The 25,414-nt window shown below is 35.9% G+C and carries 28 protein-coding genes and 1 other annotated feature; all 28 genes read right to left on the reverse strand.

Going from position 1 to position 25,414, the window contains the following annotated elements; translation table 11 throughout:
- Positions 1–84: 84 nt before the first annotated feature.
- The 28 genes from ERK18_RS07740 to trmB all read right to left on the reverse strand — a co-directional run bounded on the left by ERK18_RS07740 (position 85) and on the right by trmB (position 25,408).
- Positions 85–639, reverse strand: a complete 555-nt coding sequence (locus ERK18_RS07740) for a DUF177 domain-containing protein (protein WP_187154980.1) — start codon at positions 637–639, stop codon at positions 85–87.
- Complete coding sequence (locus ERK18_RS07745) at positions 640–1,794, reverse strand: nucleotidyltransferase (protein WP_187154981.1); 1,155 nt, start codon at positions 1,792–1,794, stop codon at positions 640–642.
- 6 nt (positions 1,795–1,800) lie between these two features.
- Positions 1,801–2,148, reverse strand: coding sequence for a ribosome silencing factor (gene rsfS / locus ERK18_RS07750; RefSeq protein WP_045928307.1), 348 nt, complete (start codon positions 2,146–2,148; stop codon positions 1,801–1,803).
- A gap of 9 nt (positions 2,149–2,157) precedes the next feature.
- Positions 2,158–2,754 carry a bis(5'-nucleosyl)-tetraphosphatase (symmetrical) YqeK gene (gene yqeK, locus ERK18_RS07755; RefSeq protein ID WP_187154982.1) on the reverse strand — a complete coding sequence of 199 codons (597 nt, stop codon included), beginning with the start codon at positions 2,752–2,754 and terminating at the stop codon, positions 2,158–2,160.
- Positions 2,747–3,388: a nicotinate-nucleotide adenylyltransferase gene (locus tag ERK18_RS07760; RefSeq protein ID WP_045928309.1), complete on the reverse strand. Its 642-nt coding sequence runs from the start codon at positions 3,386–3,388 to the stop codon at positions 2,747–2,749. Before ERK18_RS07760 ends, yqeK begins: the two co-directional genes overlap by 8 nt.
- A gap of 8 nt (positions 3,389–3,396) precedes the next feature.
- Positions 3,397–4,512, reverse strand: coding sequence for a ribosome biogenesis GTPase YqeH (gene yqeH / locus ERK18_RS07765; RefSeq protein WP_187154983.1), 1,116 nt, complete (start codon positions 4,510–4,512; stop codon positions 3,397–3,399).
- Positions 4,505–5,029: a YqeG family HAD IIIA-type phosphatase gene (locus ERK18_RS07770; protein WP_187154984.1), complete on the reverse strand. Its 525-nt coding sequence runs from the start codon at positions 5,027–5,029 to the stop codon at positions 4,505–4,507. The genes yqeH and ERK18_RS07770 overlap by 8 nt, the downstream gene beginning before the upstream one ends.
- Positions 5,030–5,135: 106 nt before the next feature.
- Positions 5,136–5,492, reverse strand: coding sequence for a 50S ribosomal protein L20 (gene rplT / locus ERK18_RS07775; protein WP_187154985.1), 357 nt, complete (start codon positions 5,490–5,492; stop codon positions 5,136–5,138).
- A gap of 36 nt (positions 5,493–5,528) precedes the next feature.
- Positions 5,529–5,729 (reverse strand): 50S ribosomal protein L35, encoded by a 201-nt coding sequence (gene rpmI / locus ERK18_RS07780; protein ID WP_034980158.1) that lies wholly within the window; start codon positions 5,727–5,729, stop codon positions 5,529–5,531.
- Positions 5,730–5,750: 21 nt separating this feature from the next.
- Entirely contained in the window at positions 5,751–6,263 is a 513-nt protein-coding gene (gene infC / locus ERK18_RS07785; RefSeq protein ID WP_034980154.1) for a translation initiation factor IF-3, read from the reverse strand.
- A gap of 37 nt (positions 6,264–6,300) precedes the next feature.
- Positions 6,301–6,412 (reverse strand) — a sequence feature (ribosomal protein L20 leader region).
- A gap of 63 nt (positions 6,413–6,475) precedes the next feature.
- On the reverse strand, positions 6,476–7,129 hold the full coding sequence (locus ERK18_RS07790; RefSeq protein ID WP_187154986.1) for an amino acid ABC transporter permease: 654 nt from the start codon (positions 7,127–7,129) through the stop codon (positions 6,476–6,478).
- A gap of 12 nt (positions 7,130–7,141) precedes the next feature.
- The gene (locus tag ERK18_RS07795) at positions 7,142–7,780 is read right to left on the reverse strand and encodes an amino acid ABC transporter permease (RefSeq protein ID WP_187154987.1); all 639 of its coding nucleotides are present in this window, start codon (positions 7,778–7,780) and stop codon (positions 7,142–7,144) included.
- A complete protein-coding gene (locus ERK18_RS07800; protein ID WP_187154988.1) occupies positions 7,777–8,595 on the reverse strand; it encodes a transporter substrate-binding domain-containing protein in 819 nt (272 codons plus the stop codon). Before ERK18_RS07800 ends, ERK18_RS07795 begins: the two co-directional genes overlap by 4 nt.
- 14 nt (positions 8,596–8,609) lie before the next feature.
- Positions 8,610–9,347, reverse strand: a complete 738-nt coding sequence (locus tag ERK18_RS07805) for an amino acid ABC transporter ATP-binding protein (RefSeq protein ID WP_045928316.1) — start codon at positions 9,345–9,347, stop codon at positions 8,610–8,612.
- Between the two features lie 204 nt (positions 9,348–9,551).
- On the reverse strand, positions 9,552–11,486 hold the full coding sequence (gene thrS, locus ERK18_RS07810) for a threonine--tRNA ligase (RefSeq protein ID WP_187154989.1): 1,935 nt from the start codon (positions 11,484–11,486) through the stop codon (positions 9,552–9,554).
- A 319-nt stretch (positions 11,487–11,805) separates the two neighbouring features.
- Positions 11,806–12,705: a primosomal protein DnaI gene (gene dnaI, locus ERK18_RS07815; RefSeq protein ID WP_187154990.1), complete on the reverse strand. Its 900-nt coding sequence runs from the start codon at positions 12,703–12,705 to the stop codon at positions 11,806–11,808.
- A gap of 10 nt (positions 12,706–12,715) precedes the next feature.
- Positions 12,716–14,077, reverse strand: coding sequence for a DnaD domain protein (locus ERK18_RS07820; protein ID WP_187154991.1), 1,362 nt, complete (start codon positions 14,075–14,077; stop codon positions 12,716–12,718).
- Positions 14,078–14,079: 2 nt separating this feature from the next.
- A complete protein-coding gene (gene nrdR, locus ERK18_RS07825; RefSeq protein WP_187154992.1) occupies positions 14,080–14,547 on the reverse strand; it encodes a transcriptional regulator NrdR in 468 nt (155 codons plus the stop codon).
- Entirely contained in the window at positions 14,534–15,151 is a 618-nt protein-coding gene (gene coaE, locus ERK18_RS07830; protein WP_187154993.1) for a dephospho-CoA kinase, read from the reverse strand. The genes nrdR and coaE overlap by 14 nt, the downstream gene beginning before the upstream one ends.
- Complete coding sequence (gene mutM / locus ERK18_RS07835; RefSeq protein ID WP_187154994.1) at positions 15,148–15,978, reverse strand: DNA-formamidopyrimidine glycosylase; 831 nt, start codon at positions 15,976–15,978, stop codon at positions 15,148–15,150. The genes coaE and mutM overlap by 4 nt, the downstream gene beginning before the upstream one ends.
- A 12-nt stretch (positions 15,979–15,990) precedes the next feature.
- On the reverse strand, positions 15,991–18,669 hold the full coding sequence (gene polA, locus ERK18_RS07840) for a DNA polymerase I (RefSeq protein WP_187154995.1): 2,679 nt from the start codon (positions 18,667–18,669) through the stop codon (positions 15,991–15,993).
- 254 nt (positions 18,670–18,923) lie between these two features.
- Entirely contained in the window at positions 18,924–19,661 is a 738-nt protein-coding gene (locus ERK18_RS07845; protein ID WP_187154996.1) for a DeoR/GlpR family DNA-binding transcription regulator, read from the reverse strand.
- Positions 19,662–19,727: 66 nt separating this feature from the next.
- A complete protein-coding gene (locus ERK18_RS07850) occupies positions 19,728–21,101 on the reverse strand; it encodes a PTS transporter subunit EIIC (protein ID WP_187154997.1) in 1,374 nt (457 codons plus the stop codon).
- Positions 21,102–21,139: 38 nt separating this feature from the next.
- Complete coding sequence (locus ERK18_RS07855; RefSeq protein ID WP_187155039.1) at positions 21,140–22,069, reverse strand: sugar phosphate isomerase/epimerase family protein; 930 nt, start codon at positions 22,067–22,069, stop codon at positions 21,140–21,142.
- Between the two features lie 187 nt (positions 22,070–22,256).
- A complete protein-coding gene (gene murC / locus ERK18_RS07860; protein WP_187154998.1) occupies positions 22,257–23,567 on the reverse strand; it encodes a UDP-N-acetylmuramate--L-alanine ligase in 1,311 nt (436 codons plus the stop codon).
- Positions 23,568–23,723: 156 nt separating this feature from the next.
- The gene (gene ytpR, locus ERK18_RS07865) at positions 23,724–24,371 is read right to left on the reverse strand and encodes a YtpR family tRNA-binding protein (RefSeq protein ID WP_187154999.1); all 648 of its coding nucleotides are present in this window, start codon (positions 24,369–24,371) and stop codon (positions 23,724–23,726) included.
- A 21-nt stretch (positions 24,372–24,392) separates the two neighbouring features.
- Complete coding sequence (locus ERK18_RS07870; RefSeq protein WP_187155000.1) at positions 24,393–24,713, reverse strand: thioredoxin family protein; 321 nt, start codon at positions 24,711–24,713, stop codon at positions 24,393–24,395.
- A gap of 35 nt (positions 24,714–24,748) precedes the next feature.
- Entirely contained in the window at positions 24,749–25,408 is a 660-nt protein-coding gene (trmB, locus tag ERK18_RS07875; protein ID WP_187155001.1) for a tRNA (guanosine(46)-N7)-methyltransferase TrmB, read from the reverse strand.
- Between the last annotated feature and the right edge of the window lie 6 nt (positions 25,409–25,414).

Here is a 25,414-nt window from a genome sequence, read left to right on the forward strand (position 1 = left end):
CTTTAAAAATGCTTTTAAAACAAGATTAAAAACCAGCATTTCAACAATACTGATTTCTAATTATATTTAATTATTCTTATTTAACTAATTGTGGTTCTCATTATTTTCTTTAAATAAATCTTTTAATTTAGCAAAGGCAGGGTTTATTTGTTCCTTTTCTTTCTTATCAAATTCATCTTCTGAAATCACAGCCCAACCTTTTCCTTCGGGATAAATATTTTGTTCTCTTTCTTCTGCAGTCAAAATTGTAGTTGGGATATGTAGTAAAATATTGTCTTCAATTGCTTTTTGCAAGTTAATAACTTCATTTTTCACTTTTACGATCGGGATGTCACTTTCATCAATTTCTTCTTTAGCCACATCTATATCAGTATAATTTTCACTAAAGTGAAAATTTTCTGTATATTCAACGGGATTCAAACTGCGGCTAGAAGGAACAATCAAACTGGCTTGCACTTGAAAGTCTCCGGTAACATATGGTTGATTGTAAAACGCATCACCTGAGACTATTACATTATCAACTTGATAAACTAAACCGTGACTTCGCTTAATAAATTCCTCTGTTAATTCAAGCTCGCATTCAATATGAGTCAGAGGTTCATTACTATTTTTTATTTGAGTAAAATTTAAAGTTAACATTTAGACCTCCAGCGGACGTTGTCCAAAGTTTTGATCAACCGCCATAAGTTGTTCAAAAAAGCGATCAACACGTAATTGTAATTTCATCGAACCATTTTTAGTATTTTTTTGATCAACCTTCGAAATAATATTTGCGGAAGTCTTTTTTCTGATTTCTTTAAGATATTTTCTCCCGAGTCTGCTGTAGCCTAGAAGTAAAAGCGATTCATGGTTAAAACTGTCAATCATGTCTTCCTGAGTTACATTTAAAAGCGTATACAGGCTTAGACGGCGCAAGCGAGAATACGTATAACGCTTTGACTTAACTCTTCGCAAAAATTCCGTAAAAGTTTGTGCTGCATGAATTTCATGTTTCATTTTATACTCAAGGCCTTCACTCATTTGGTATATTTTTCTCAATTCTGAAACTGAAGAAGATTCCAACTTATACTTCAAGAATGGAAACAACAGATTCCAATTTGGATAATTTTTCTGCTGAAATAAAAGCTGTACCTCTTTTTTAGGAAGCCATTGTTCTAAAGTATAATTAGTTTCATTATGGAGAATCATATTTCGAATTGCACTGGCGCTTTGAACAACTTTATTGCTCTGCAAGACATCATCATGACCGGCACCAATCCGATTAACTGGATGCAAAACTATGGGCGTACCCAAATTATGATTAGCAACAGCATAAGCCAAAGCAAGAATCGCATTGGGCTCACTAACTTCATGACCAACTTCTCTTGCGACCATTTGATTATATTGGGTTGAATAAGTTTGACTGTAATCATTAAAGTCCATGTGACTTTGTGGAATTTCAGCAATCTTACTACCTAAATAAGCATAATTTTGTGTAGCGTCTTCAACACCAAAAATTAAGTCAGTGACGCCGACTTTGACTAATTGGTCGATACTGCCAAGTGCAAACAAATCAGCTGGTTCAACCGAAGTGGAAAATGGCAGTTCAAGTACTACATCAGCACCACTTTCAAGCGCTGCCTGCGCACGAGACCATTTATCCATAATTGCCATTTCTCCACGCTGAACATAATTGCCTGACATGACAACAATGATCGGGTCTTTACTGCCTGCAATATAGCGAGCCTGATTCATTAAAAATTCATGCCCACTATGGAAGGGATTGTATTCCGCAATGATCCCTACTACACTCATGGTTAGCTAATCTTCCTTTAATTCTAATTTTTTGCCGTTAACCCACAGTTTTTCAACATTGTAAAAATCACGTGCATCTTCAGTAAAAACATTTACAACTACATCGCCTAAATCGAGCAGAAGCCAATTTGATTCACTCGTGCCTTCAACGCGATAATCATAATAATTAACCTTATGAGCTTCATCAATGATAGCATTAGCTATAGCATGTAATTGTCTGTTTGAACCAGCACTGGTCACAACATAGTAATCAGCTAAAATACTATGTCCTTGCATATCGTAAGCCGCAGTATCTTCTCCATGCCGATCACTAATTGCCTTTAGAGTAAAAGCCAATATTTCTTTACTAGTCAATTTTTCTCCTTATTCTTTAATACCCCAAACATTATAAGCGTCTAAAGTACGTGGATAAATTTTATTTCTTTTCTCAATTAAAAATTCAAGAGTATGTGCTAATTGATAGCCGACTCCCCTGTCAATATTAGCATAAGTTATTTTACGCGCTTCTTCAACTCCTGGAAACGACCTGCCAGGTTCAATATAATCAGCCATAAAAACAATTTTATCTAAAGTCGTCATTTCAACATCAGCTGTTGTATGCCTGCGTACTGCCGTTAAGATTTCTGTATCAGTAATTTTCAGATCTCTCTGGATAAAATATGTACCTACAATGCCATGCCAAATGCTTCGGTTCCAACTTAACAGATCTTGATCAAAACCCTTCGTTTTAATAACTTCGCGATATTCCTTAACTGAAACTTGTTTTGCATAATCATGTATAAATCCGGCTAATGCAGCTTTATCTGCATCATATTGGTTTAACTCTGCTAATCTTTTAGCAGTTCTGCTAACTCCAATACAATGCTCAAAACGGTCTTCAGTCATATTACTTTTTTCTTTAGCCACAATTTCAGCACTAGATAAAGTTGAATAAGTTTTTTTGAAAAATAAATCATTCATGATATAAGCCTTTTTTCTGGATATAATTTCTTACTGTATCAGGTACCAGGTATCTAATTGAGCCCCCAATCGCAATAGTTTGCCTCACAAGGCTAGAACTAATTGCAATGGCAGGAACATCAACCCAAATCATTGGTAATTTAGCTTTTTGGGGATAGCCAGCTCTTTGAACTCCGACAAGAGTTGCCAGTTGAGCCAATTTAGTAGGCTCTTTCCACTCACCTAAATTATTAACTTGATCGCTGCCCATAATCAAGTAATAATGATTTTCAGGTTGAGATTCACGTAAATATCTTAAAGTATCAACCGTATACGAAACTCCTCCACGATATAATTCAAATAATTTTACTTGAAACCGAGGATTATCCTGAGTACCTAGCTCAAGCATATTTGCACGATCTTGGGCAGAAACTACTGGCCGATCCTTTAATGGAGGAACATTGGTGGGAATAAACCAAACTTCATCAAGATGAAGTTTAGTCAATACTTGCTCCGCTACAATTAAATGACCTAAATGAATTGGATTAAAAGTTCCACCAAAAATACCGATTTGACGCCCCTTTTTAGGCTCTATTTTTTCTTCGGCTACTTCAACAGTTGGCGTTTTTTGATAATTCTTAGCAATAGCAATCATTATATCCTCTAAATTAATGCACGTCTAATACCTAAACCAATTTGATCTGGTGTATATATTCTAACCAAACAATTTGCAGGGATAGTAACAAAACCTATCCCACCAAAAAGCAAATCACTTTTTTCTTTAGTATGATATTCCTTTCCTTTTAAAGGTGGCAACTCATCACTTTGTGATGGTGGAGCAAGTAATTCGCCAAGGTGTTTGGCATAGAAACTATCAGCATTTTCCGTTTTAGTCCTGTGAATATATAATCCCCGTGATGCATAAACCGTAAAACTGGCTTTATCTCCTTTTAAAAAGTCCACTCTGCCTAATCCAGCTAAAAATAAAGTGTTACCTGGATTAAGCTGAAAAGTTACAGGCTTAAGCTGCTTTTGCGGTGAAATCAAACTCAATTCCTGAGCATTCAAACGCGTAGCCAGTTGATTTTCCGTTATTATACCCGGTGTGTCAACTAAAAAATGACCATTTGCCAGAGGAATATCAATCTTATCAAGTGTTGTACCCGGAAAGCGGGAAGTGGTGATTAAATTTTGGATGTCACCCATCTGGTCAATAACTGCATTAAGAAGGGTGGATTTGCCTACATTAGTCGTTCCTACAAAATAAACATCTTGATCATGTGAGTTTTGATCTAAATACGCTATCAGTTCTGGCAAATTAGTCTTGCTTTTTGCACTTACCAGAAATATTTTTTTAGGATATAACCCAATTCGATTGGCTTCTTGCCGCATCCAATCCTTTATTTTGCTTTGACGCGAATTTTGCGGGAAAAGATCGAATTTATTGCCAACAAGAATAAAATCATTCTTTCCAATAAAGCGTTTAATTGCTGAAAGCAAGGAGTTGGTGAAATCAAATAGGTCTACAACATTTACAATTAAGGCTTTCTTCTCTGACAAGGAATTTAATAATTTTAAAAAATCATCATTGTCAGATTCGACTGGCATAATTTCATTATAATGACGCAAGCGAAAACAACGCTGGCAATAGATATCATTGCCCTCATCTTCACTTTCTCTTGCCTGTTTCAAACGGGAAGCGGGTAAAAATCCTGCTTCTTCAGGACTATCTGATTGAAGAACAGCACCGCAACCGATACAAATAATTTGGTCATCCATTTTTTAATGTCTCCTTAAATGTAACTGGGTGTGAAAGACTTAAAAAGAAAAAAATAATTTTCTCAAAAAAACGATTAATACGTGTATTCCACTTATCAGTTTGAATAAGCGGTTTTACTAATACTGATTCTACACCAGCCAAGTTTCCTGCCTGTATATCTGTGATTAACTGATCACCAACCATCATGACCTGGTCTTTTTTTAATCCCATTCTTTTTCTTTTTTTTGTTATAGCAAAGGGCAATGGCTTTTTCGACTTGGCTACAAAGTCAATATGATAAGGATTTAGAACTTTGCCCACTCTTTCAGCATTGTTATTGGAAATCACAACTAACTTAATATTGGCTTGTGCTAATTTTTTATTTAGATTATTCATTTTTGCAGCAGTTTCGAACTCATTCCAAGCTAAAAGAGTATTGTCTAAATCTGAAAAAACAGCTTTGATACCTATTTGCTTTAGCACTTTAATATCTAAATGATAAATCGTGTCAATTGTATAGTGTGGTCTGAATAACATTCAATTTCCTTCTTATCTATCATTGCACTAGTTTAATATACCAAATTATCTACTGCAAGTGCTAAATTTCGACATAAAAAAACGGCGCCATAAGCGCCATTTTTGGTTAATTTAAAGCCTTTTTAGCAGTTTCTGCTAATTTTGCAAAAGTCTTTGAATCGTTATAAGCAATATCAGCTAACATCTTACGGTTAATATCAACACCAGCTAATTTCAAGCCGTGCATTAACTTAGAATATGAAATATCATTTTGTCTTGCTGCAGCATTGATTCTGGCAATCCATAACTTTCTGAAGTCACTCTTGCGTTTTCTTCTGTCACGAAACGCATATCTGTAAGATACAAATAATTGTGTACTTGCAGCTTTAAATTGCATATGCTTTGCGCCACGGTAACCCTTGGCAAGCTTCATAATCTTTTTACGACGTTTACGTGTAACTGTTCCACCCTTAACTCTTGGCATCTAAAATTCCTCCTAAATATCGTTTTATATATTTGATTAACGCATTTGAGAGAGCATCTGTTTGATGCGCTTCAAGTCACTGCGTGAAACCATTGCAGCCTTTCTCAAATGACGACGTTGTTTCTTAGTCTTGCCGTGGAAACGGTGGCCGGTAAAAGCGTGATGACGCTTTAATTGACCAGAAGCAGTTCTCTTAAAACGCTTAGCAGAAGCGCGGTGGGTTTTCATTTTTGGCATTTTCTAATTCCTCCAAATTAACTAATTATTTTTGTCACTCTTCGGAGCGAGCATTAAGAACATTGAACGGCCTTCCATCTTGGGTTTGCTAATTACAGTAGCAATATCAGATGTGGCTTCAGCCATTTTTTCCAACACTTCACGACCTAGTTCCTTATGAGTGATTGCTCGACCTCTGAACCTGATCGAAACGCGGACTTTAGCACCCTCTTTGGTGATAAACTTACGCGCATGTTTTAACTTGGTGTTAAAATCGTTACCCTCAATCGTTGGACTTAAACGGATTTCTTTTACACTAACCGTTTTAGACTTTTTCCGAGATTCTTTAACCTTCTTTTGTTGCTGGAAACGGTATTTACCATAGTCCATGATACGAGCAACAGGTGGCTTGGCATTAGGCGAAATTAGAACTAAATCTAAATTTGCAACACTTGCTTGGCGTAAAGCCTCAGTTTTAGTAACAACACCAACTTGTTCACCATCTTCATTAATTAAACGAACTTCGCGAGCGCGAATTTGATCGTTCAATATCAAATTCCTTGGAATAATTCTTCACCTCCGTGTTAATCTGAGGACAAGAAAAAGACGGGTAAACTTTACCCGCCCTTAATCAACAGAAAATATCGATCAGCCTAGAGGTCAACTTAACTTAGGCGAGAAGCGGGAAGCTTCTTCTTGTTCTCAACTTTCGTAATTATACTCGTCTTTTGCGAATGTGTCAATAAGATAAGTTTTCATACTTTGCTTTATGCTAAACGTTTATTGAGTCTATTACCGATAACGGATAGGGAAAAGCAAACAATAAAGTACAAAAGTGTTAAAGCAGCAAACATTGGTACGATGTAATTGGCATTTTGACCATAAATAACCTGTGCGTGTTGCATTAATTCAGGTACGACAATGATAGTTGCTAATGACGTATCCTTAACCAAAGATACAAACTGACCAATAATAGTAGGTATCATGTGCCGATATGCCTGTGGCAAAACAACGTGCCACAGTGCTTGCACAAATGTCATTCCTGTAGACCTTGCCCCTTCAATTTGACCTACGGCAACTGACTGAATACCTGAACGCACAATTTCGGCGATCATGCTGGATTCAAAGATTGTCATTGCAATAATCGCTGACAAAATTGCTCCAGGTCTCAAACCAATATTGGGCAACCCAAAATAGGTAAAGAAGATAATTAATAATAAGGGTAAGTTTCTAACAATATCTATAAGGAAACCAACAATTGCGGAAATAAATTTAATTTTGGCATAGCGAATTATTCCCAGCACTGATCCGAAAATAAAACTTAATACAATGGCGAAAACTGAAATAAATAATGTGACTGCTAGCCCCTTTAACAGAAAACCGAAGTTTAACCATGATAGGGCATTAATCCATGTTTGCATTTTGTCGCCTCCCTACGCCATTTTCTTTTCTAGGTATTGCATATAATAACTTAACGGCATAGTAATTATTAAATAGAGCACACCGATTACGAAATAACTGTTAATAGTATCAAAAGTCACAGAAGCAATTGCATTAGCTTGATACATTAGATCAAAACCCGCCACAAAAGCTAAAATTGACGAATCTTTGATTAAATTGACAAATTGATTACCTAATGGTGGAATAACAATTTTAAAAGCCTGGGGAAGAACTACATAGCGCATAGCTTGCTTATAAGTCATCCCCGTAGATCTGGCACCTTCCATTTGGCCTTGAGAAACAGACTGAATACCAGAGCGAATTATTTCTGCAATAAATGCTGAGGTATACAAGAATAAGCCAATTGTACCTGCAGTAAAGCCGTCTATTTTGACAAAATATTTTGGAACTATTAAGTAAAAGAACATTACAATAATCAATAATGGAATATTACGAAAAATTTCAACGTAAATTCTACCGATTTTATTTGCCGCTTTATTAGGAATAACCTCTAAAAGGGCTATTAAAACTCCGAAAATCAGGCTAAATATTAATGTTAAGAGGCTTGATAAAATAGTCCAGCCAAAACCTGAAACTAGTTGACTACTAAAATTATTAAAGATACGAATCATTTAATATACATCTCCTTATAGTTAAAACCAGGTACTTGGCCGAACCACTTTTTAATTAAGCGATTGTATTCTCCACTCTTTTGAATTTTATCAATCGCTCGATTTATAGCTCTGTGAAATGGTTCTTGATTTTTATTTACTGCAATACCATAAGGTTCTTTAGTATAAGTTCCTCCAGTTACTTCAAGGCTCCCGGGACTCTGTGCGGCTAAACCATATAAAATCCCATTATCACTAGTCAAAGCATCACCTTGATGCGACTTTAAAGCAGAGACTGCTTGACCATAGTCTTGCATAGCAACAACTTTAGCTCTGGGCGCAACTTTCTTTACTGCCTCAACAGAATTATCGCCAACAATCCCAATTACAGTTTTGCCATTAAGATCACTTGGCTTTTTAATTTTTGATCCTTTAGGGACAAGAAATGATTTACCAGCCTGAAAATACGATTTGGAAAAACTAATTACTTGTGCTCTTTCAGGAGTAATTGTCAGAGTGGCAATTACCGCATCAACGTTACCATTTTTCAATAAAGGTATTCTCGACTGTGAAGTGGCAAGCGTAAAGCGAGCCTGCCCTTTAGAACCTAAAATTTCTCTAGTAATGGCTTTGGCCATATCAATATCAAAGCCCTTTTCTTTATCATCTCTAATATCGATTAGACTAAAAAGTTTTTTGTCACCTTCAACTGCCCAAGTAATGGTATTGGACGAGCGCACATTTTTCAAAGCTGACTGGTCAGTGACACTATTGCCACAAGCAGATAAAAGGAACATTCCCAAAAATAGCGAGATTGAGCAAATTAATTTTTTCATGATATTGCCCCCTCTTAATGCGCTATTATCTTGCTTAAAAATTGTTGCGCCCGCTCTGTTTTCGGCTGTTTAAAGAAGGATGAACTGTCATCATCTTCAACAATTTGACCCTGATCCATAAAGATGACCCGGTTGGCAACTTCTTTGGCAAAACCCATTTCGTGGGTAACGATCAGGGAAGTCATATCACTAGAAGAAGTAATCTTTTTAATTACCTGTAAAACTTCATCAATCATCTCTGGGTCAAGTGCTGAAGTTGGTTCATCAAAAAGCAATAATTTAGGATGCATCGCTAAAGATCGAGCAATCGCCACGCGCTGTTTTTGACCACCAGATATTTGGGCTGGCATATTTTGGGCTTTATCAGCCACTCCAACCATATCAAGTAAATGCATTGCCTGCTTTTTATTTTCAGCTTCAGGCATATGACTGACAATTCGTGGTGCCAGCATCACATTTTCCAAAACATTTTTGTTCTTATAAAGATTAAAGTGTTGGAAAACCATACCGACATCCTGGCGCAACCTATTTGAGTCAGTCTTTGGATTGGACAAATCCTGGTTATTAACTATCAGCTTTCCACCCTGGATTGACTCTAAGCGGTTTATTGTTCTAATAAGCGTACTCTTACCGGAACCGGAAGGTCCGATTAAAACAACAGTTTCGCCTTTATCGATTTGTAAATTAATACTATGCAACGCGTGAAATTTGCCATAAAATTTCTGCACGTCATGAAATTCTACCATTGACATAATATTGCTCCTTTTTAGCAGTCGTAATTTAACTATCCAACTCAATTTTTAGCAATTGATTAATTAATCAAAAGTGCATCCCGTCAACACTACATTTTGTTACTCGACGTGCAAATTTTAGCGGTTTTTACATTTAAGGTCTAAGTTATCAAATTATTCCTGCAATCTATTAAATTAAACTTATCTTTACTATTTTTTACTCGATTATTTTTCACGTGAATATGATTTAACATCCTGTTCAATTTCACGAATAAATTCATCAAAGCTCATGGCTACTTCTTCTTCAGTGCCGTAGCGACGAACATTAACACCATTGTCCTTTAATTCCTTGTCACCTAAAACAAGAGTATATGGTACTTTTTGTGTTTGTGACTCACGAATCTTGTAACCTAATTTTTCATTACGCAGATCTGCTTCGGCTCGAAAACCACGTTTATTAAGTTCATCGCGAACTTTTTTGGCGTAATCTGAATGGGCATCCAAATTTACTGGAATTATTTCTACCTGAACTGGAGCCAGCCAAGTTGGAAAAGCACCCTTGTAAATTTCAATCAGGTAAGCAATGAAACGCTCCATAGTACCTACAATTCCGCGGTGAATCATAACTGGTCTGTGCTCTTCACCATCTTGACCAACATAGGTTAAGTTAAATCTCTCAGGAAGCATGAAATCTAGTTGAATTGTGGACATTGTTTCATCTGCACCTAAAGCAGTCTTAGTTTGAATATCAAGTTTAGGGCCGTAAAAAGCAGCTTCACCTTCTGCTTCAACATAGTCAAGTCCCATGTCATCCATTGCCTTTTTCAGCATTGACTGACTTCTCTCCCACATTTCATCATTGGCAAAATACTTTTTAGTATTCTTCGGATCACGATAGGAAAGTCTGAAGTAGTAATCAGTGATGTCAAAATCTTTGTAAACGTCTAAAATTAGAGTCAAAATCTTTGAGAATTCACTTTGAACTTGATCTAAGGTCACAAATGTATGACCGTCATTTAAAGTCATTTCTCGTACACGTTGCAGTCCTGACAGAGCACCAGATTTTTCATATCTGTGCATCATGCCCAATTCGGCAATTCGAATTGGCAATTCACGGTATGAACGAATGTGATGCTTGTAAATTTGAATATGTGAAGGACAATTCATTGGTCGCAGTTCAAGCATTTCACCGTCACCCATATCCATTGGTGGGAACATGTCGTCACGATAGTGTGCCCAATGTCCAGAAGTCTTATAAGCATCAACATTCATTAAAACTGGGGTATAAACGTGTTGGTATCCGTCAGCGACTTCCTTGTCGATAATGTATCGTTCAACAACGCGGCGAATTGTGGCACCTTTTGGCATCCAGTAAGGTAAACCTGCACCAACTTTGGGATCAACAAAGAATAAATCAAGATCACGACCAATTGTTCTGTGATCACGTTCTTTAATTTCTTCACGCCGTTTAATGTCTGCGTCTAAGTCAGCCTTTTTAAAGAAGGCCGTACCGGAAATTCTTTGGAGCATCGGGTTAGAAGACTGACCTTTCCAGTAGGCACCGGCAACTGACAATAATTTAAATTGCTTAATTTTACCTGTGTTAGGCAGTAATGCGTTAAAGCCAAAGTCGATAAAGTCTCCCAGTTTGTATACTTGAACTTGGTCACCTTTTTCATCTTTAAGCATTTCACTCTTATAAGGATCATCCTTGAATATACCAGCCAACTCGTCTTTAGACATCATGCAGGATGCAATACTTTCTCCCGCTTTAATTACTTTTTTGACCGCTTTTTCCAAGTCAGGTAATTCATTGATTTTTATTTGATTTTCTTTATCAGTGTCAACGTAAAAACCTTCATCGTCAGTTCCATGTTCACCAAAATGAATCTCAGGATAGGCCTTCTTGGCCACAGCTTCAAGAACAAATGCAACAGTATCACGCAGAATTGCTAAACCCTCTTCATCTCTGTCAGTAATAATTGCAACTTCTGCATTTTTATTCAACTTGTGATCTAAAGCAACAATTTGACCATTTACTTTTGCACCAAGAGCTGCTTTTCCTAAAGATGTACCAATACCATGTGCTAAATCAGATATTGAAACAGCATCTGTAAAATCTTTTTTTGAGCCATCAGGCAAAGTAATCGAAAAACTCATTTTTTCCTCCAAAAATTAAAAAAAATAAAAAATCCCAGTGCAATTAAGCACTGGGACGTTAATTAACGTGGTTCCACCCAAAATTTAGTTCAAGAAAATGAACTATCTCGTTATAGATTGCTAACGGAATCTAACCCATTATCAAAATTTAGGTATGAATGAGTGGATTGCAAACACTAATGAAAGCTTTCAGAATAATGCTTTTCTCTCTGAACCGTCTTGCAACATGTTCATTCATTGGACTTAATTATAACCCAATAATTTTTTAATGCAAGCATATTTTCATTAAAAAATTAAATTATTCTGCAGCTTTTATAGCTTAGTGACGCCGATTAGGTCCAGAAATTACTATTTCCGTTGCTAAAGAATGTATTCTTTCCATTATTCTAGCAGCTTTTACTGGTTCAATTGAGCTTTTAGTTTCCTTGAAATGATCTTCCAAATCATTCATAGCAAAGTTGGACGAAAAAAAGGTTGGCAAAATATTGTCCATTCGTGCCTGTAAAATAACTGCTAAGACCTCGTCTCGCGACCATTGACTTAAATTTTCCGCACCGATATCATCCAATATCAACAAGTCAGAATTAGCAATTTTTTGTACTTCAGTTTGTAAACTATTGTCATTAAAATGACTGGATAAACTGGCAATGAATGTAGGTACATGCAGAAAAACAACATATTTTTCCATCGCAGCTACCTGATTTGCCAGTCCTGCTAAAATATGAGTTTTACCAATGCCAAAATTACCGGATAAATAAAGACCCTTTTGGTGGATATCTTGAGAATATTGATATAAAAAACGCTGAATAGCAGTCATTACCTCGGCTCTTTCTGGTGTCATTTCAATTTGACTTAAGCGCACATCATGCAAGCCCTCGGGTAAATTAATTAAACGCAAGTGCTTTTTAATATTAATTTCCTGATCATGAATCAGTTTACTGTCTTCAGGAACAAATTTGAGGCTAATGGCATTTTTATTCATTATCAAATCCGGATAATATCCTTTGGTCACCGGATCTTTTTTATGTTGGCTCAGATAAAATTCAAAAAGACTGGGAAGGCTTTTATCAATTATACTGTCATTAAGTTGTGCTTGATGCTGACTGATAAATTGTTGCACTTTAGGCTCAGCCAAAACTTTTTGCTTAATTTTAGCGGTACTCTCGTCTTCTGCTTTAGCAGTTTGTCCTTTAGCCATAAATTTTTTTATGGGTTGCATTTTATTTCACCTACTTCATGCCGTTCTTATCTTCAAAATTCTTGAAAAATTCTTTTAGCTCCGCGCTTGAGACATCAGTTTTTACTTTTGGCTTTTGTTTGTTCCAATCAGTGCCCTTTTCAACTGTTTTTCTGGGAGCGAACCGGTTATACCGCTTGCTTTGCCTTTGTTCTTGTGCCTTTTTTCTTTTGTCCATGTAATCCAAGGCCTCACTACCAGTTTTAACACCGTGCTGCAACCAATCATGCAAAATTTTATTTGCTAAACGAAATGAGATATTGGGGCCACTTTTTAAACAAGCATATGTCAGAATATTAAGTAATTCCGCTGATATTCCCTTATCGTTATATAGGCTATCCAACACTTGATATTCACTAGCATCAACAAAATCATTTTTCTCAGTTTTTAAATGATATAAAAACTGTGCTGGAGTATCAGTCTGCGCTTTTTGCAATAATTTTTGTTCTTCCTGATTTAATTGGCCATTATTATCAAATTTGTCAGGTATTTTAGCCTTGCTTTGCAAATGTCTGCGCGTATCGCTGCCATGAATGCTGTTAGCAATAGTTTGCTTGATTTCCCTCATACTTAAATGATAGTCACCATGCAAGCAAGGTATTGCCTCGTCAACAAATTCTTGTTCTGAAAGCCCATATATGCGCATGACTGCCCGAATAGCCTCTTTGTTTTGATCAATTTCACTGCCAGCTATTTGATAAATTTCGAATTGCTGTTTCATAAAATCCCAGTCAATCTGATCCTGGTCATTGACAGTAGCAAAATTGTTTGAAGGATAATTATTTTCCTGAGCTGCTTCTTTGACCTCAACTGAAGGATCTATCGCCTCTTGGTCAGATATATGGAAAACATCCATAAAAGAAGCAGAAATGTTAGGTGCCTCTTTGATACCACTTAATTCACTCTTGTTTTGTTTAGTTTCTCTGGCAAACTCATGACTCAATTTGTTAAAAGCAGTTACTCCAACTTTTTCTTTTAATAAACTAGCTAAAAGTGCAGTTGCAAAAAATTCACTGCTTGCTGGAACTCTCTTAAGTTCGAAACACAAAACCTGACCCATGATTTGGTTATCAAGCAGTTTCGTTTGAATCAAACCAACAGCTTCAAGCTTATGCAACGCACCAAATAACTTTTTTATATCACAATCGATCTGTTCTTGCAGTGTATAAATTCCTTTAGCATCAGAAAGCATTGCCTGTGCACTATAATCTTCATTCAGACTTAAATAGACTGCTAAAGCAAGAGAACCAATAAGTGGTTGATATAGTTTAATTAATATGCGCAAATCTTTAGGAAAAATATCCACCCGATTGGTAATGAAAAACGGCTGTTTGGGATTATTTGTCTCAAACATAATTAATTACCCTTTTCCCTTTTTGCAATCATATCTTCCATTGTTTTCATAAAGCTGGACATATCTTTAAATTCACGATAGATGGAAGCAAAACGAATATAGGCAACATCATCAATTTTTGCCAGCTCATCCATTACCAGTTGACCAATCTTTTTCGAAGAAATCTCGCTAATCCCCTGTTGTCTAATTTTGTTTTCTACATGGTCAACTAGTTCTTCAAATTGTGTACTTGATATTGGTCGCTTTTGACCAGCCGCCATCACGCCATGCAAAATTTTTTTACGATTAAAAGGTTCACGAGTACCGTCATTCTTGATCACTAGTAAAGGCGTGGTTTCAACTCGTTCAAACGTGGTAAAACGAAAGCCACAGTTTTCGCATTCACGCCGACGTCTAATTGCTCGATTTTCATCACTTGGACGTGAATCAATGACTTTTGATGCATTTTTATGACAATTAGGACATTCCATATAAGTCCTCCCCTTTTATTTCAAGAAGCAACTGTTCTAATTTGGATTTCAGATCTTGCTTTGTTCCAGTATTATTAATCACAAAATCAGCTAATTTCTCTTTCTGGGACAAGGGCATCTGACTACGAATACGCTTCAAAGCAGCACCTTTACTTAAATTATCCCTTAACATTAACCGCTTCATTTGCAGAGATTCAGGTATTGCAATTAATAAGGTAAAGTCACAATATTTTTGACCATTTGATTCAAACAAAACTGGTGCATCCACAACAACCAAAGAATTTTTGCTCGGGTTGTTTAGCGCAATTTTAGCCTGTATTTCTTGAAAAATCAACGGATGGGTAATTCTATTTAAGCTTTCAAGCTGTTTTTCATCATCAAAAACTATCTGTCCTAACGCTGAACGATTGATAGATTGGTCTGACTTAAGTATGTTCATTCCAAACTGTTTTAATACTAGTTCATAACCTTTTTCACCTTTATTTAAGATATCGTGAGCAATTTGATCGCAGTCTATAACAGGGATTTGCTTTTCTCTAAAAAAAACATCCGCAGTGCTTTTACCACTGGCTATTCCACCGGTTAAGCCTAAAATCTTTGTCATTTATAAATCACCTGACACTTAGGACAAAATGTCGTACCTCGTCCATTTACTTTAATTTTCTCAAGAGGCGTACCACACCGTACACATGGCTCACCTTTATGACCATAAACCTGCAACATTTTTTGAAAGCCACCTGTCTTACCGTTTGCATCCAGGTAAGTATGAACCGTAGTACCTCTTTCAGCAATTGCCAATTCTATTAAAGAATTAATATTATCGTGCAATTCTGCTACCTTTTTTGCTGGAATGCTATTGGCCTGACTTAACGGGTGAATTTTTGTTTCCCACAAAACCTCATCAACATAGATATTGCCCAGACCTGCAACAATAGATTGGTCAAGAAGTGTGTTTTTAATATTTTTCTTTTTGCGGGCTAAACCAGTTTGTAAATAAGAAACAGTAAAAGCTGCTGAGTTGGGTTCAGCACCTAATTTGCCAATGCCAGTTTTTTCTTTTTCGGTTCCCGTTTTAATCAGCTGCATGCGCCCGAACTTACGCACATCATTGTAGCGCAAAGCAGAATTATCGCTAAAAATGATCTGCACGTGATCATGCTTGTCCTTTTTAGTATTTATTTTGACTAAACGATATTTACCTTCCATGCGTAAATGCGACACAATGGTTAAATTGTCACTGAGACGAATAAGCAAATATTTAGCATAACGATCAATTGTTACTATTTTCTTACCTGCCAATTTTCTGGCAAATTCTTTTGCATCGCCAGTTATTATTTTAGGATACCATACAGTTACTTCTTTGATTGTTTTCCCTTTGATAAGAGGAAGAAGAGTCCGCCTGACAGTTTCAACTTCCGGCATTTCAGGCATTAAAATTACTCCTTACTTAGCATCAAACCAGTTATGACCATATCCAGAGTCAGCTACAAGAGGTATATCAAGTCTCACAGCGGATTGCATAACTTCCGGTACAATTTTTTTAATTGTTTCTAATTCATCCTTTGGTACATCAAAAATCAATTCATCATGCACCTGAACCACCATTTTAGTCTTTAAATGCAATTCATCCAACTTTTTCTGCATGTTGATCATCGCAATCTTGATAATATCTGCAGCAGAACCTTGAATTGGCGAATTAATGGCTGTTCTTTCGGCAAATGAACGGACGTTATAATTTTTGGCATGAATATCAGGCAAATAACGTCTTCTATGCATAATTGTTTCGGCATAACCTTTTTCACGGGCTACTTGTACTGCTTTATCCATATAATCTTTAATTTGCGGATATTGCTCAAAGTAATTATCAATAAATTCCTTAGCTTTTTTACGGCTAATATTAAGGTTTTTAGATAGACCATAATCAGAAATACCATATACAATACCGAAATTAACAGCTTTAGCTCTGCGCCGCATTAACGGAGTCACTTCATCGGTTGATTTGAGATGAAAAATGCGCATTGCAGTATGAGCGTGGATATCATAACCCGTTCTGAAAGCTTCCTGCATCTGTTCATCACCGGAAACTTGTGCCAAGACTCGCAATTCAATTTGAGAATAATCACATGAGAAAATATAACCGTCTGGTTCACTAGGCACAAAAGCTTTTCTAATTTGCTTTCCTTCTTCCGTTCTGGTAGGAATATTTTGTAAGTTAGGGTCAACTGAAGACAAACGACCAGTAGCGGTCAAGGTTTGTAAATACCTGGTGTGAACCCGACCATCTTTTTGGATAACATCTAGCAAGCCATTAACATAGGTAGATTGGATTTTAGCAATCTGTCGGTAAGTCAAGATTTGTTCAATAATAGGATTCTCATCCTTTAACTGGTTTAAAACATCAACAGAAGTTGAATAGCCAGTCTTGGTCTTTTTAATTGGCTTCAAGCCCATCTTTTCAAACAAAATATGACCTAATTGCTTAGGTGAATTAATATTAAATTCTTCACCGGCCTCATCATAAATTTGTTGTTCCATTTTTTTAAGGTCAACCGCAAATTCATCTTGCAGCCCAGTTAAAGTATTAGCTTGGACCTTAATACCATTTATTTCCATAACAGATAAAACTCGTGCAACCGGTATTTCAATGTTAGCATAAAGATCATCCTGCTCGTGCTCTTTTAGTTTAGCTAGCAGAGTATCTTTTAAGTTCTCGATTGCAGCTATTTTGCCGGCCAAATGGTTAAACAACACCTTATCGTTCTCTGGAATATGGACGCTTTTACCTTTGCCGTAAACATCATAATCGCTTTTAACTGAATTATCACCGTACATCCGGCATATCTCGCCCATGTCGTCAGAATTATTTTCGTTATTGATTAAATATGAAGCAAGTAGCATATCATAATCAATGTTGCGAGCGTGAATGCCCAATCGGTTCAAACCTACAGTTGTCCGTTTTAGGTCAAACACGTTTTTAGAGACTTTATCACTCTCAAGTAAGTTCTTAAGTTTATCTTCTTTTAACAAGTCAACATTGCGGCTAACATATATTTTCTGATCAATTTTTAAAGCAAAGCCAACAAACTCGGCTAAATGATAGTTAGCACCAAGCATTCCCAGATAAAAAGTAATAGTTTGTCCACCAGTAACAGCAAAATTATTGATATCATTTTCTTTAAGTTCGGTAAAAGCAACTGCTTTAGCATTTGCCTTTTCAGACTGATCTTGTGCTTGACTTTCTCCATCGGGATTTAGTTCACTCAAAAACTTCCGGAAATTCATCTTTTCATAAAATCTACGCAATTTCTGATAGTCAATAGGACTCCTTTTAACATCATCAATCCCAATAGTCAGAGGAGTGTGACGATCAATTGTGGCCAATTTTTTGCCTAAAAGAGCCTTATCTTTATCATTAATCAAATTTTCCTTCATTTTAGAAGGTTTCATTTCATCTATATGATCATAAAGATTTTCTACAGAACCATACTCTTGGATAAGTTGTGAAGCCTTTTTGGGTCCTATTTTAGTTACACCAGGGTAATTATCAGAATTATCACCCATTAATGCTTTCATATCAATAAATTCAGTTGGAGTAACACCGTTAACTTCTTTCATATGCTGTGGTGTATATGACTCTAAATTAAGGACACCAGACTTAGTAACCATAACTGTTGTTTGAGGTGAAGCTAGTTGGGTTAAATCTTTGTCTCCTGTGACCACAGTAATTTTAAAGCCCGCGTTTTCTCCTTCAGTGACAAAAGTGCCAATGATATCATCTGCTTCATAGTTATCAAGTTCGTATGTGGACAAGCCCAAATCATGCAAAAGCTCCTGAATATATGGCAGTTGTTCAGATAATTCTGATGGAGTCTTTTGTCTGCCGCCTTTATAATCGGCATACATCTTGTTTCTAAAAGTAGTTTTGCCTGCATCAAAAGCAACCAAAACATAGTCAGGCTCGACATCGTTTAAGACGACATCAAGCATATTTTTAAATGTATAAATGGCGTTAGTATGCAATCCTTCAGGATTTCTGAAATTTTCAAGTTGGCGGTACAGTGCATAAAAAGCACGAAAGGCAACTGAATTACCATCAATTAAAAGTAATTTTTTATCAGCCATTAGATCTCCTTACAATTAAACCAAATTTCTTTATTCAACTACCATTTTAACAGTTTTTGCACGGATCTTGCACAATACTGTTTTTATAACAAACAGGTTAAGTACCATTTGTCTGCTTTAGATTAATTACTTAGTTTTAGCTTATTACGCTTTTTGTATAGGATTACTCGAACTTTCTTTAAACAAAAACATCAAACTTCTGTTAGGTTTGATGTTTCTACTAAATATAATCTTAATTAACTTTTATGTTTTAGTTACGGACAAATAATCTTTGTTTCTTTAGCAATTTGAGAGTCATTATCATTAGAAATTAGGATTGCGTCTTTTAATTCTAAAGCCTGAACATTTGAAGATACGCCAAACTTGCTTGAATCAGCTAATATAAAAGATTGTGAAGTTCTTTTTGCGATCAGCTGCTTCTTTATTGCTTCATCAAATTGTGGTGTTGTATATCCATTATTAATATCAACACCATTCATGCCAAAAAATGCTTTATCAAAACGGAGTCTGGATAGTAAATCGTTAGTTAACGCGCCAGTAAGTGAAGAAGTGACTCCGTTATAATTGCCACCTATTAAAACTATTTCAGCCTTAAAATTACCAACAATATGGCATACTTGTGTATTCGTAGTATAAATTGTGATCCGTTTATTTTTTATTTTATCAAGCAGCAGAGTACATGTTGTACCTGAATCCACATATATTGCATTGCTATCATGAATCTCTTGGGCAGCTAAAGCAGCAATTTGTTTTTTCTCCTTTTGGTACTTATGTTCCTTTTTAGTGAATTCGACTTCTCCAGAACCGTTACTTAGCCTGACAGCCCCGCCAAATAAATATTCAATTTTTCCTTCATCTTCTAACGTTTTGATATCTCTTCTTAATGTAGAAATAGATACATTTGGTATTTGTTTATGAAGTTCATCCAGTTTGCTCAAATTTTTGTTTTCTAAAATTTTTAAGATTTGATTTTGTCTTTCGATCGGAAGCAATTTATTCTCTTCTCCTTATATACATAAGTGTTTTGCTTCCTTAATTATACCCCATCTAACTTTATTTTAAGCAAGACGCTCATCTTTTTTGGTGACAATAAAACCAAGAATGATTCCGACAATTACAGAAATCCCCAATCCTATCATCGCATTTAAGAAGTTATTGCTATTTTTAGCTACAAAAGCCGGAAAAGTTGTTACCGAACCAAAAACGAATGCGTTTGTAAATACCTTTGTTAGTCCTAGATAAGCTCCGCCAACGGCACCAGCAATCATTTGCGCTGCCCATATTTTTCTGTTTTTTACCAGTAAACCAAATAATGTTGGTTCTATTATTGCAGAAAGGCAAATTGTTATTACTCCAGTTAAAGAAAAGCTTTTTAGCTCTTTATTTCGCGTTTTAAGCCAAACTCCTATAGCAGCTCCGATAACACCAAAATTGCAGGCAAAGGTTAATGGACAAATAAAATCAAAGCCTTGTGTAGCAATATTATTAATCATTATTGGATTTACAGCCCAGTGAATTCCAAAAGATACCAGGAAACTCCATCCACCACCAACAACTACTCCAGCAAGCAGTGGAACATTTTTAATTAACCAATTAACTACATCTGCAACAAATTGACCGCCATATACACCGAGTGGACCAATAACAATTACAGTCAGTGGCACCATAACTAGAAGACAAACTAGTGGCACGACCACAAGCTCCAAATCTTTACTGACGTGTTTATCTAACCACTTATACAAATATGAATAAGCCCAAATAGAAATTAGAATTGGAACTACTGTTGAATTGTAATTCATTAAAACAACTGGAATACCCAAAAATGAAGTCATTGCACCGTTGCCGTGGGTACCCATTAATTGAATGAAATCTGGATATAAAAGTGCGCCGGCAATTAGTGCAGCAATGTAAGGGCTGACTTTAAATCTTCGCGCAGCCGAAAAAGCTAACAGAATTGGCAAAAAATAAAATACGGCTTTTGAAGCAGCAGTCAAGATGACAAAAGTACCACTTTTCTGACTGATCCATCCTATTTGGCTGCAAAACAAAAGTAAGCCATATAAAATTCCCGATCCTGCAAGGGCTGGAAGCAGTGGTGAAAAAATACCAGCAATTGCCGCAAATAAGGCATTGACATATCCTTTAAACCCATGAGGTTTGATTTGCGTACTAACTTCATTATCAGTACTTCCATTGACAAGCTTTTCAAATTCATCAAAAACTTTCGGTACTTCAAGACCAATTAATACCTGATATTGTCCACCACCCTTTGAAACATTAATTACGCCATCTACTGCCTTCACTTTGGCATCATCAATATTTTCATTTTTTAAATTCAATCGTAACCTGGTTGCACAATGTGTCATATTAGAAATATTACTTGGTCCGCCAACGGCAGCCAAAATACCTCGTGCAGTTTCTCTGTAATCCATTTTTTGCCTCCAAAAATACAATTTTTAAATTAAAATAGTTATTTTTTTATAAAATCTAACAATAGATCTCTTGCTTTAATTGCATCATTTTCATTAATCACTTTGTCTATTTTTTCCATGCCTACTTGGTCAAGCAGATTTAAAAAGTATTTCAACATTTCGATATTTTTACTAGTTTCTTGACTAGGGTCTTCGATTACTGGAGCTGTGTCAAAATAGTACATGCCATTAAAATGATATTTTTTCATATAATAGAGAAATTCTAAGGTTTTAAATGGAGTAACGGTACCGACCATTAAGCCGTCATCATGGACACCATAGCCGTCATTAATATGAACCCCAAATAATTCACCACGACTGGCAAAAATTTCTGATCCCATAGCCGGGTTTTCATGTTTCATTAGCATGTGACAATAATCTAAAAGAACGCCAAAGTTTTTACGGTTGATATCTTTTAGAATCATTCCCAAAGTTCCCATGCTGTCCACAAAAGCATAGGCACGGGGCTCATAAGGTTTATATTCAATACTAAATTTAATATCAGGAGCATAATCAGCAATTTCTTGACAGGCTTTGACAATTCTATGCCAAACTTTTAAATAATCAATTTGAAAACTGTAGTCAAAACCATCATGAGCACTCCAGATATTAATCATTGAACCGCCAATCTCTCGGCAATAATCCACTGCCTGCTTACACATTTCAATTGCATCCTGATAGATCTTATCGTTTAAATTCCCGAGATCACCGTTAATGTAATGACCTTCAAATCTCATTTCCATTCCGTTAGGACGCAAACCGTTTTCGTCTAACATTTTCTTCATGTCTCGTGCCGGAATCCCAATAGTCTGTTGAGGGAAATTAATATCTACATAATTAATTCCAACTTTTTTCAGTACACCAAAAACCTTATCAATCTTATTGTCATAATGTGGCAAGTAAGCATTTAACCTTGTTGCAGTTTTTATTTCTTTCATCAATTCGTCCTCTTTTCATTTGTTATCGCTTACATTTTTATTATATTTCATTTAATTTCATTTATCAATCATTATTTTTCGTTTTATTTAATTATATTTCATTAGTTTTCACAAAATATCATAAATTTTGCGCAAAAAAATAGCCTTACTAGAATTTTAGTAAAGCTATAAAGTTAAATTATAGTAACTTTTCTAAAGCATCTTCATATTTCTGGATATCGCCTGCGCCCATAAAGACAATTACACTATTGCGATTTTGAGCAAGATCTGCAATGTTATCAAGATCTATCACTTCAGAACCAGGGATTTTAGCAACTAAATCACTACTTGAAATATCTCCATTTGCCTCTCTTGCTGAAGCATAAATCGGAGTCACATAAGCCTTGTCTACATCACGCAATATTTCTGCAAAATCTTGCGCATATTTCTTCGTTCTGGAAAAAGTATGTGGCTGGAATACGACAACTAATTTCTTTTGTGGGAACTTTTGTCGTGCAGCCTGAATTGTTGCTCTCATTTCAGTTGGATGGTGAGCATAATCATCAATAATATTGATATCACCGAAATCTTTTTCAAAAAAACGACGTTTTGCACCTTGATAAGTAAGTAGACCTTTTTGAATATCAGCTACAGGAATCTTTTCGGTGTAGGCAACAGCAATCACAGCTGTGGTATTTAAAATATTGTGATCACCAAAAAGATGTATTTCAAACTCACCAACTTTTTTACCATGAGTCATAACCGTAAAGGTCGATCCTTCAGTTGTTCTTCTAATATTGACAGCTTGAAAATCATCATTATCTTCAAAACCATAAGTATATTTGAGAACATCAGAATATAAGCTTCTCAATCTTTCATTACCACCCCAGACAAATAGTCCTTTTTTAGTCTGATCTGCTGCAGTTTGAAAAGCTGAAGTATAATCAGCCTGATCCTTAAAATAATCCGGATGATCAAAATCAATGTTAGTCATAATTTGATAATCTGGATGATAGGCTAAGAAATGACGTCGATATTCATCTGCTTCATAGACAAAGAAACGAGAATCCTTAACACCCTTGCCCTCACCGTCACCTATTAAATAGGAAGTGGGTGCAGCTTCACCCAATACATGAGCTAAAAGGCCTGTAGTAGAAGTTTTACCATGAGTTCCCGAAACACCAATGCTTGTATGCATTTTGATAATTTCTTCGACTGTATCAGGATAACTTTGCCAGGTAATGTTCTTATTTTCACAAGTTTTTACTTCTACATTGTCATCTTTAAACGCATTTCCTTTAACGATAATTTGTCCTGAATTTTTAATATTATTCGCGCTAAATTCTTTAACTTCAATACCAGCTTTTTTTAGCGGTTCTTGGGTAAAAGTATACTTTTTAATATCGCTGCCAGCTACATTAAAGCCTAAATCATTTAACACTAAAGCTAAAGAAGCCATTCCAGTTCCTTTAATTCCGATAAACCAAATTTGCTTATTTTTATCTAACATTTACTGAACTCCAAAATTTTATCATTGCAGTTTATTTTACCATTACTGAGTCCAAAAAGCAGGATCATCAAAAAAGCTTTAAAAATTAGCTAAAATACTTTTCACAAATTAATGATACAAAAAGACTTTACCATCAAAATGATAAAGTCCCAAGCGCTATAAAGTAATCTGACCGCTTGCTAAAAGTTCATCACACTTTTCGGAATCAAAGGCCTCTCCAACAGTAAATTCATTAGGAACTACCATAATTCCGCGCTTTTGCGGTGCATGAGCTAAACCCAATTCGCGAGCAGAACAAATCATACCATAGGAATCCACATGACGGAGTTGACCTGGCCAAATCACTTGGCCATTAGGCATCAAAGTACCTGGCAAGGCAACAACCACTTTTTGTCCCTGCGCAATATTAGGTGCACCACAGACAATTTGATGTTCTTCACCATTGCCCACATCAACTTGTGTAACATGCAAATGATCAGAATCGGGATGTTTCTCACAACTTTTGACATAGCCATAAACAAGTGTTGGCTTGCCATAGGCAAGTTTATCAGTAAAACCAACTTCCGCCAGTTTTTCATTTAAAGCAGTTAAATCATCATTTGACAGCTTAACTTGTCCATCTGGTAACTTATCGTAGTCAATTAGTTGATCAACGTTAAAAAAGTTGTAACCGGTAACATTACCCTTTTCATCAGTAATGCGTGTAACATCACCTTTTTCATCATATTCACTTTTACCCTTGTCTTGACCTAAAATTACAATCAAGGTATTAGGATAACTTCTTTTATTAATACTAGTAATCATGAATCAATAATCCTCTTTCACTTAGTCAAGTGACCGTAAAAAGCTTTCAACTTCATCTTTAGTTTTACGATCCTTATTAACTAGTCTACCAATTTCGTGACCATCTTGGTAGACCACAAAGGAAGGAATACCCATGATGTTCATTTCCTTTGCCAGGTCAACTGAGCCATCACGATCAATTTGATAAAATTTGCTATCGGCAAAATCTTTTTCAATTTCTGGCATGAAGGGGTCTAAAAAGCGACAGTCTGGACACCAGCCTGCTGAAAATTCTAAAACTACTCGTCCATTTTTGGTAATCGAGTCTAATTTATCTTTGTTTAGTTCTTTTATTTGTTCCATTTTGAAAAAACCTCTCAATCATCACTCTTACTTAATTATTTTACCCCAAAATCTGCATGCAGAGCATAAATTGGATTGCCCTGAGCCGCAAATTTGTGTTCATATTCAGTTTCGATGTTGGCACTAACTATTTCATCTTTTTCATTATGAAGGTCAACCGAAACAAAATCAAAATTCATCCCAAAATTATTCATACTTTGCACTGAATAAGCAAAAAGGCCTGCATTATCAGTTTTAAATTCTATTTGACCATTTTCCTGCAAGACGGTCTGATATTTTTGTAAAAAGGTCTTGTAGGTTAACCGCCTTTTCTCATGCCTAGTTTTTGGCCAGGGATCACTAAAGTTCAAATAAATTTTACTTGCTCTGTGACTATCAAAAAAAGAAGCGATATTAGCTGCATCAGCACATAAAATTTGTAAATTAGACAAATTTTTTGCTAGTTTCGTCCGCAAAATCATGCCAGCAGCTGTCATTTGCAATTCCAGAGCAACAAAATTTTTTTCAGGATTTTTTTCTGCCATCGTAGTAATAAACTTTCCTTTGCCAGGTCCTACTTCGATCTCTAATGGCCTTGAAACATCAGCAAACCGTTTTGACCAATCAATTTTTTGACTCGGATCCGGTCGATCAATCACACTTTCCGGATGATCTTGCACCAGCTTTACAGCCCACGGCTTGTTACGTAATCTCATCTATTC

The organism is Lactobacillus kimbladii (genome assembly GCF_014323605.1).
GTDB classification, from domain to species: Bacteria; Bacillota; Bacilli; order Lactobacillales; family Lactobacillaceae; genus Lactobacillus; species Lactobacillus kimbladii_B.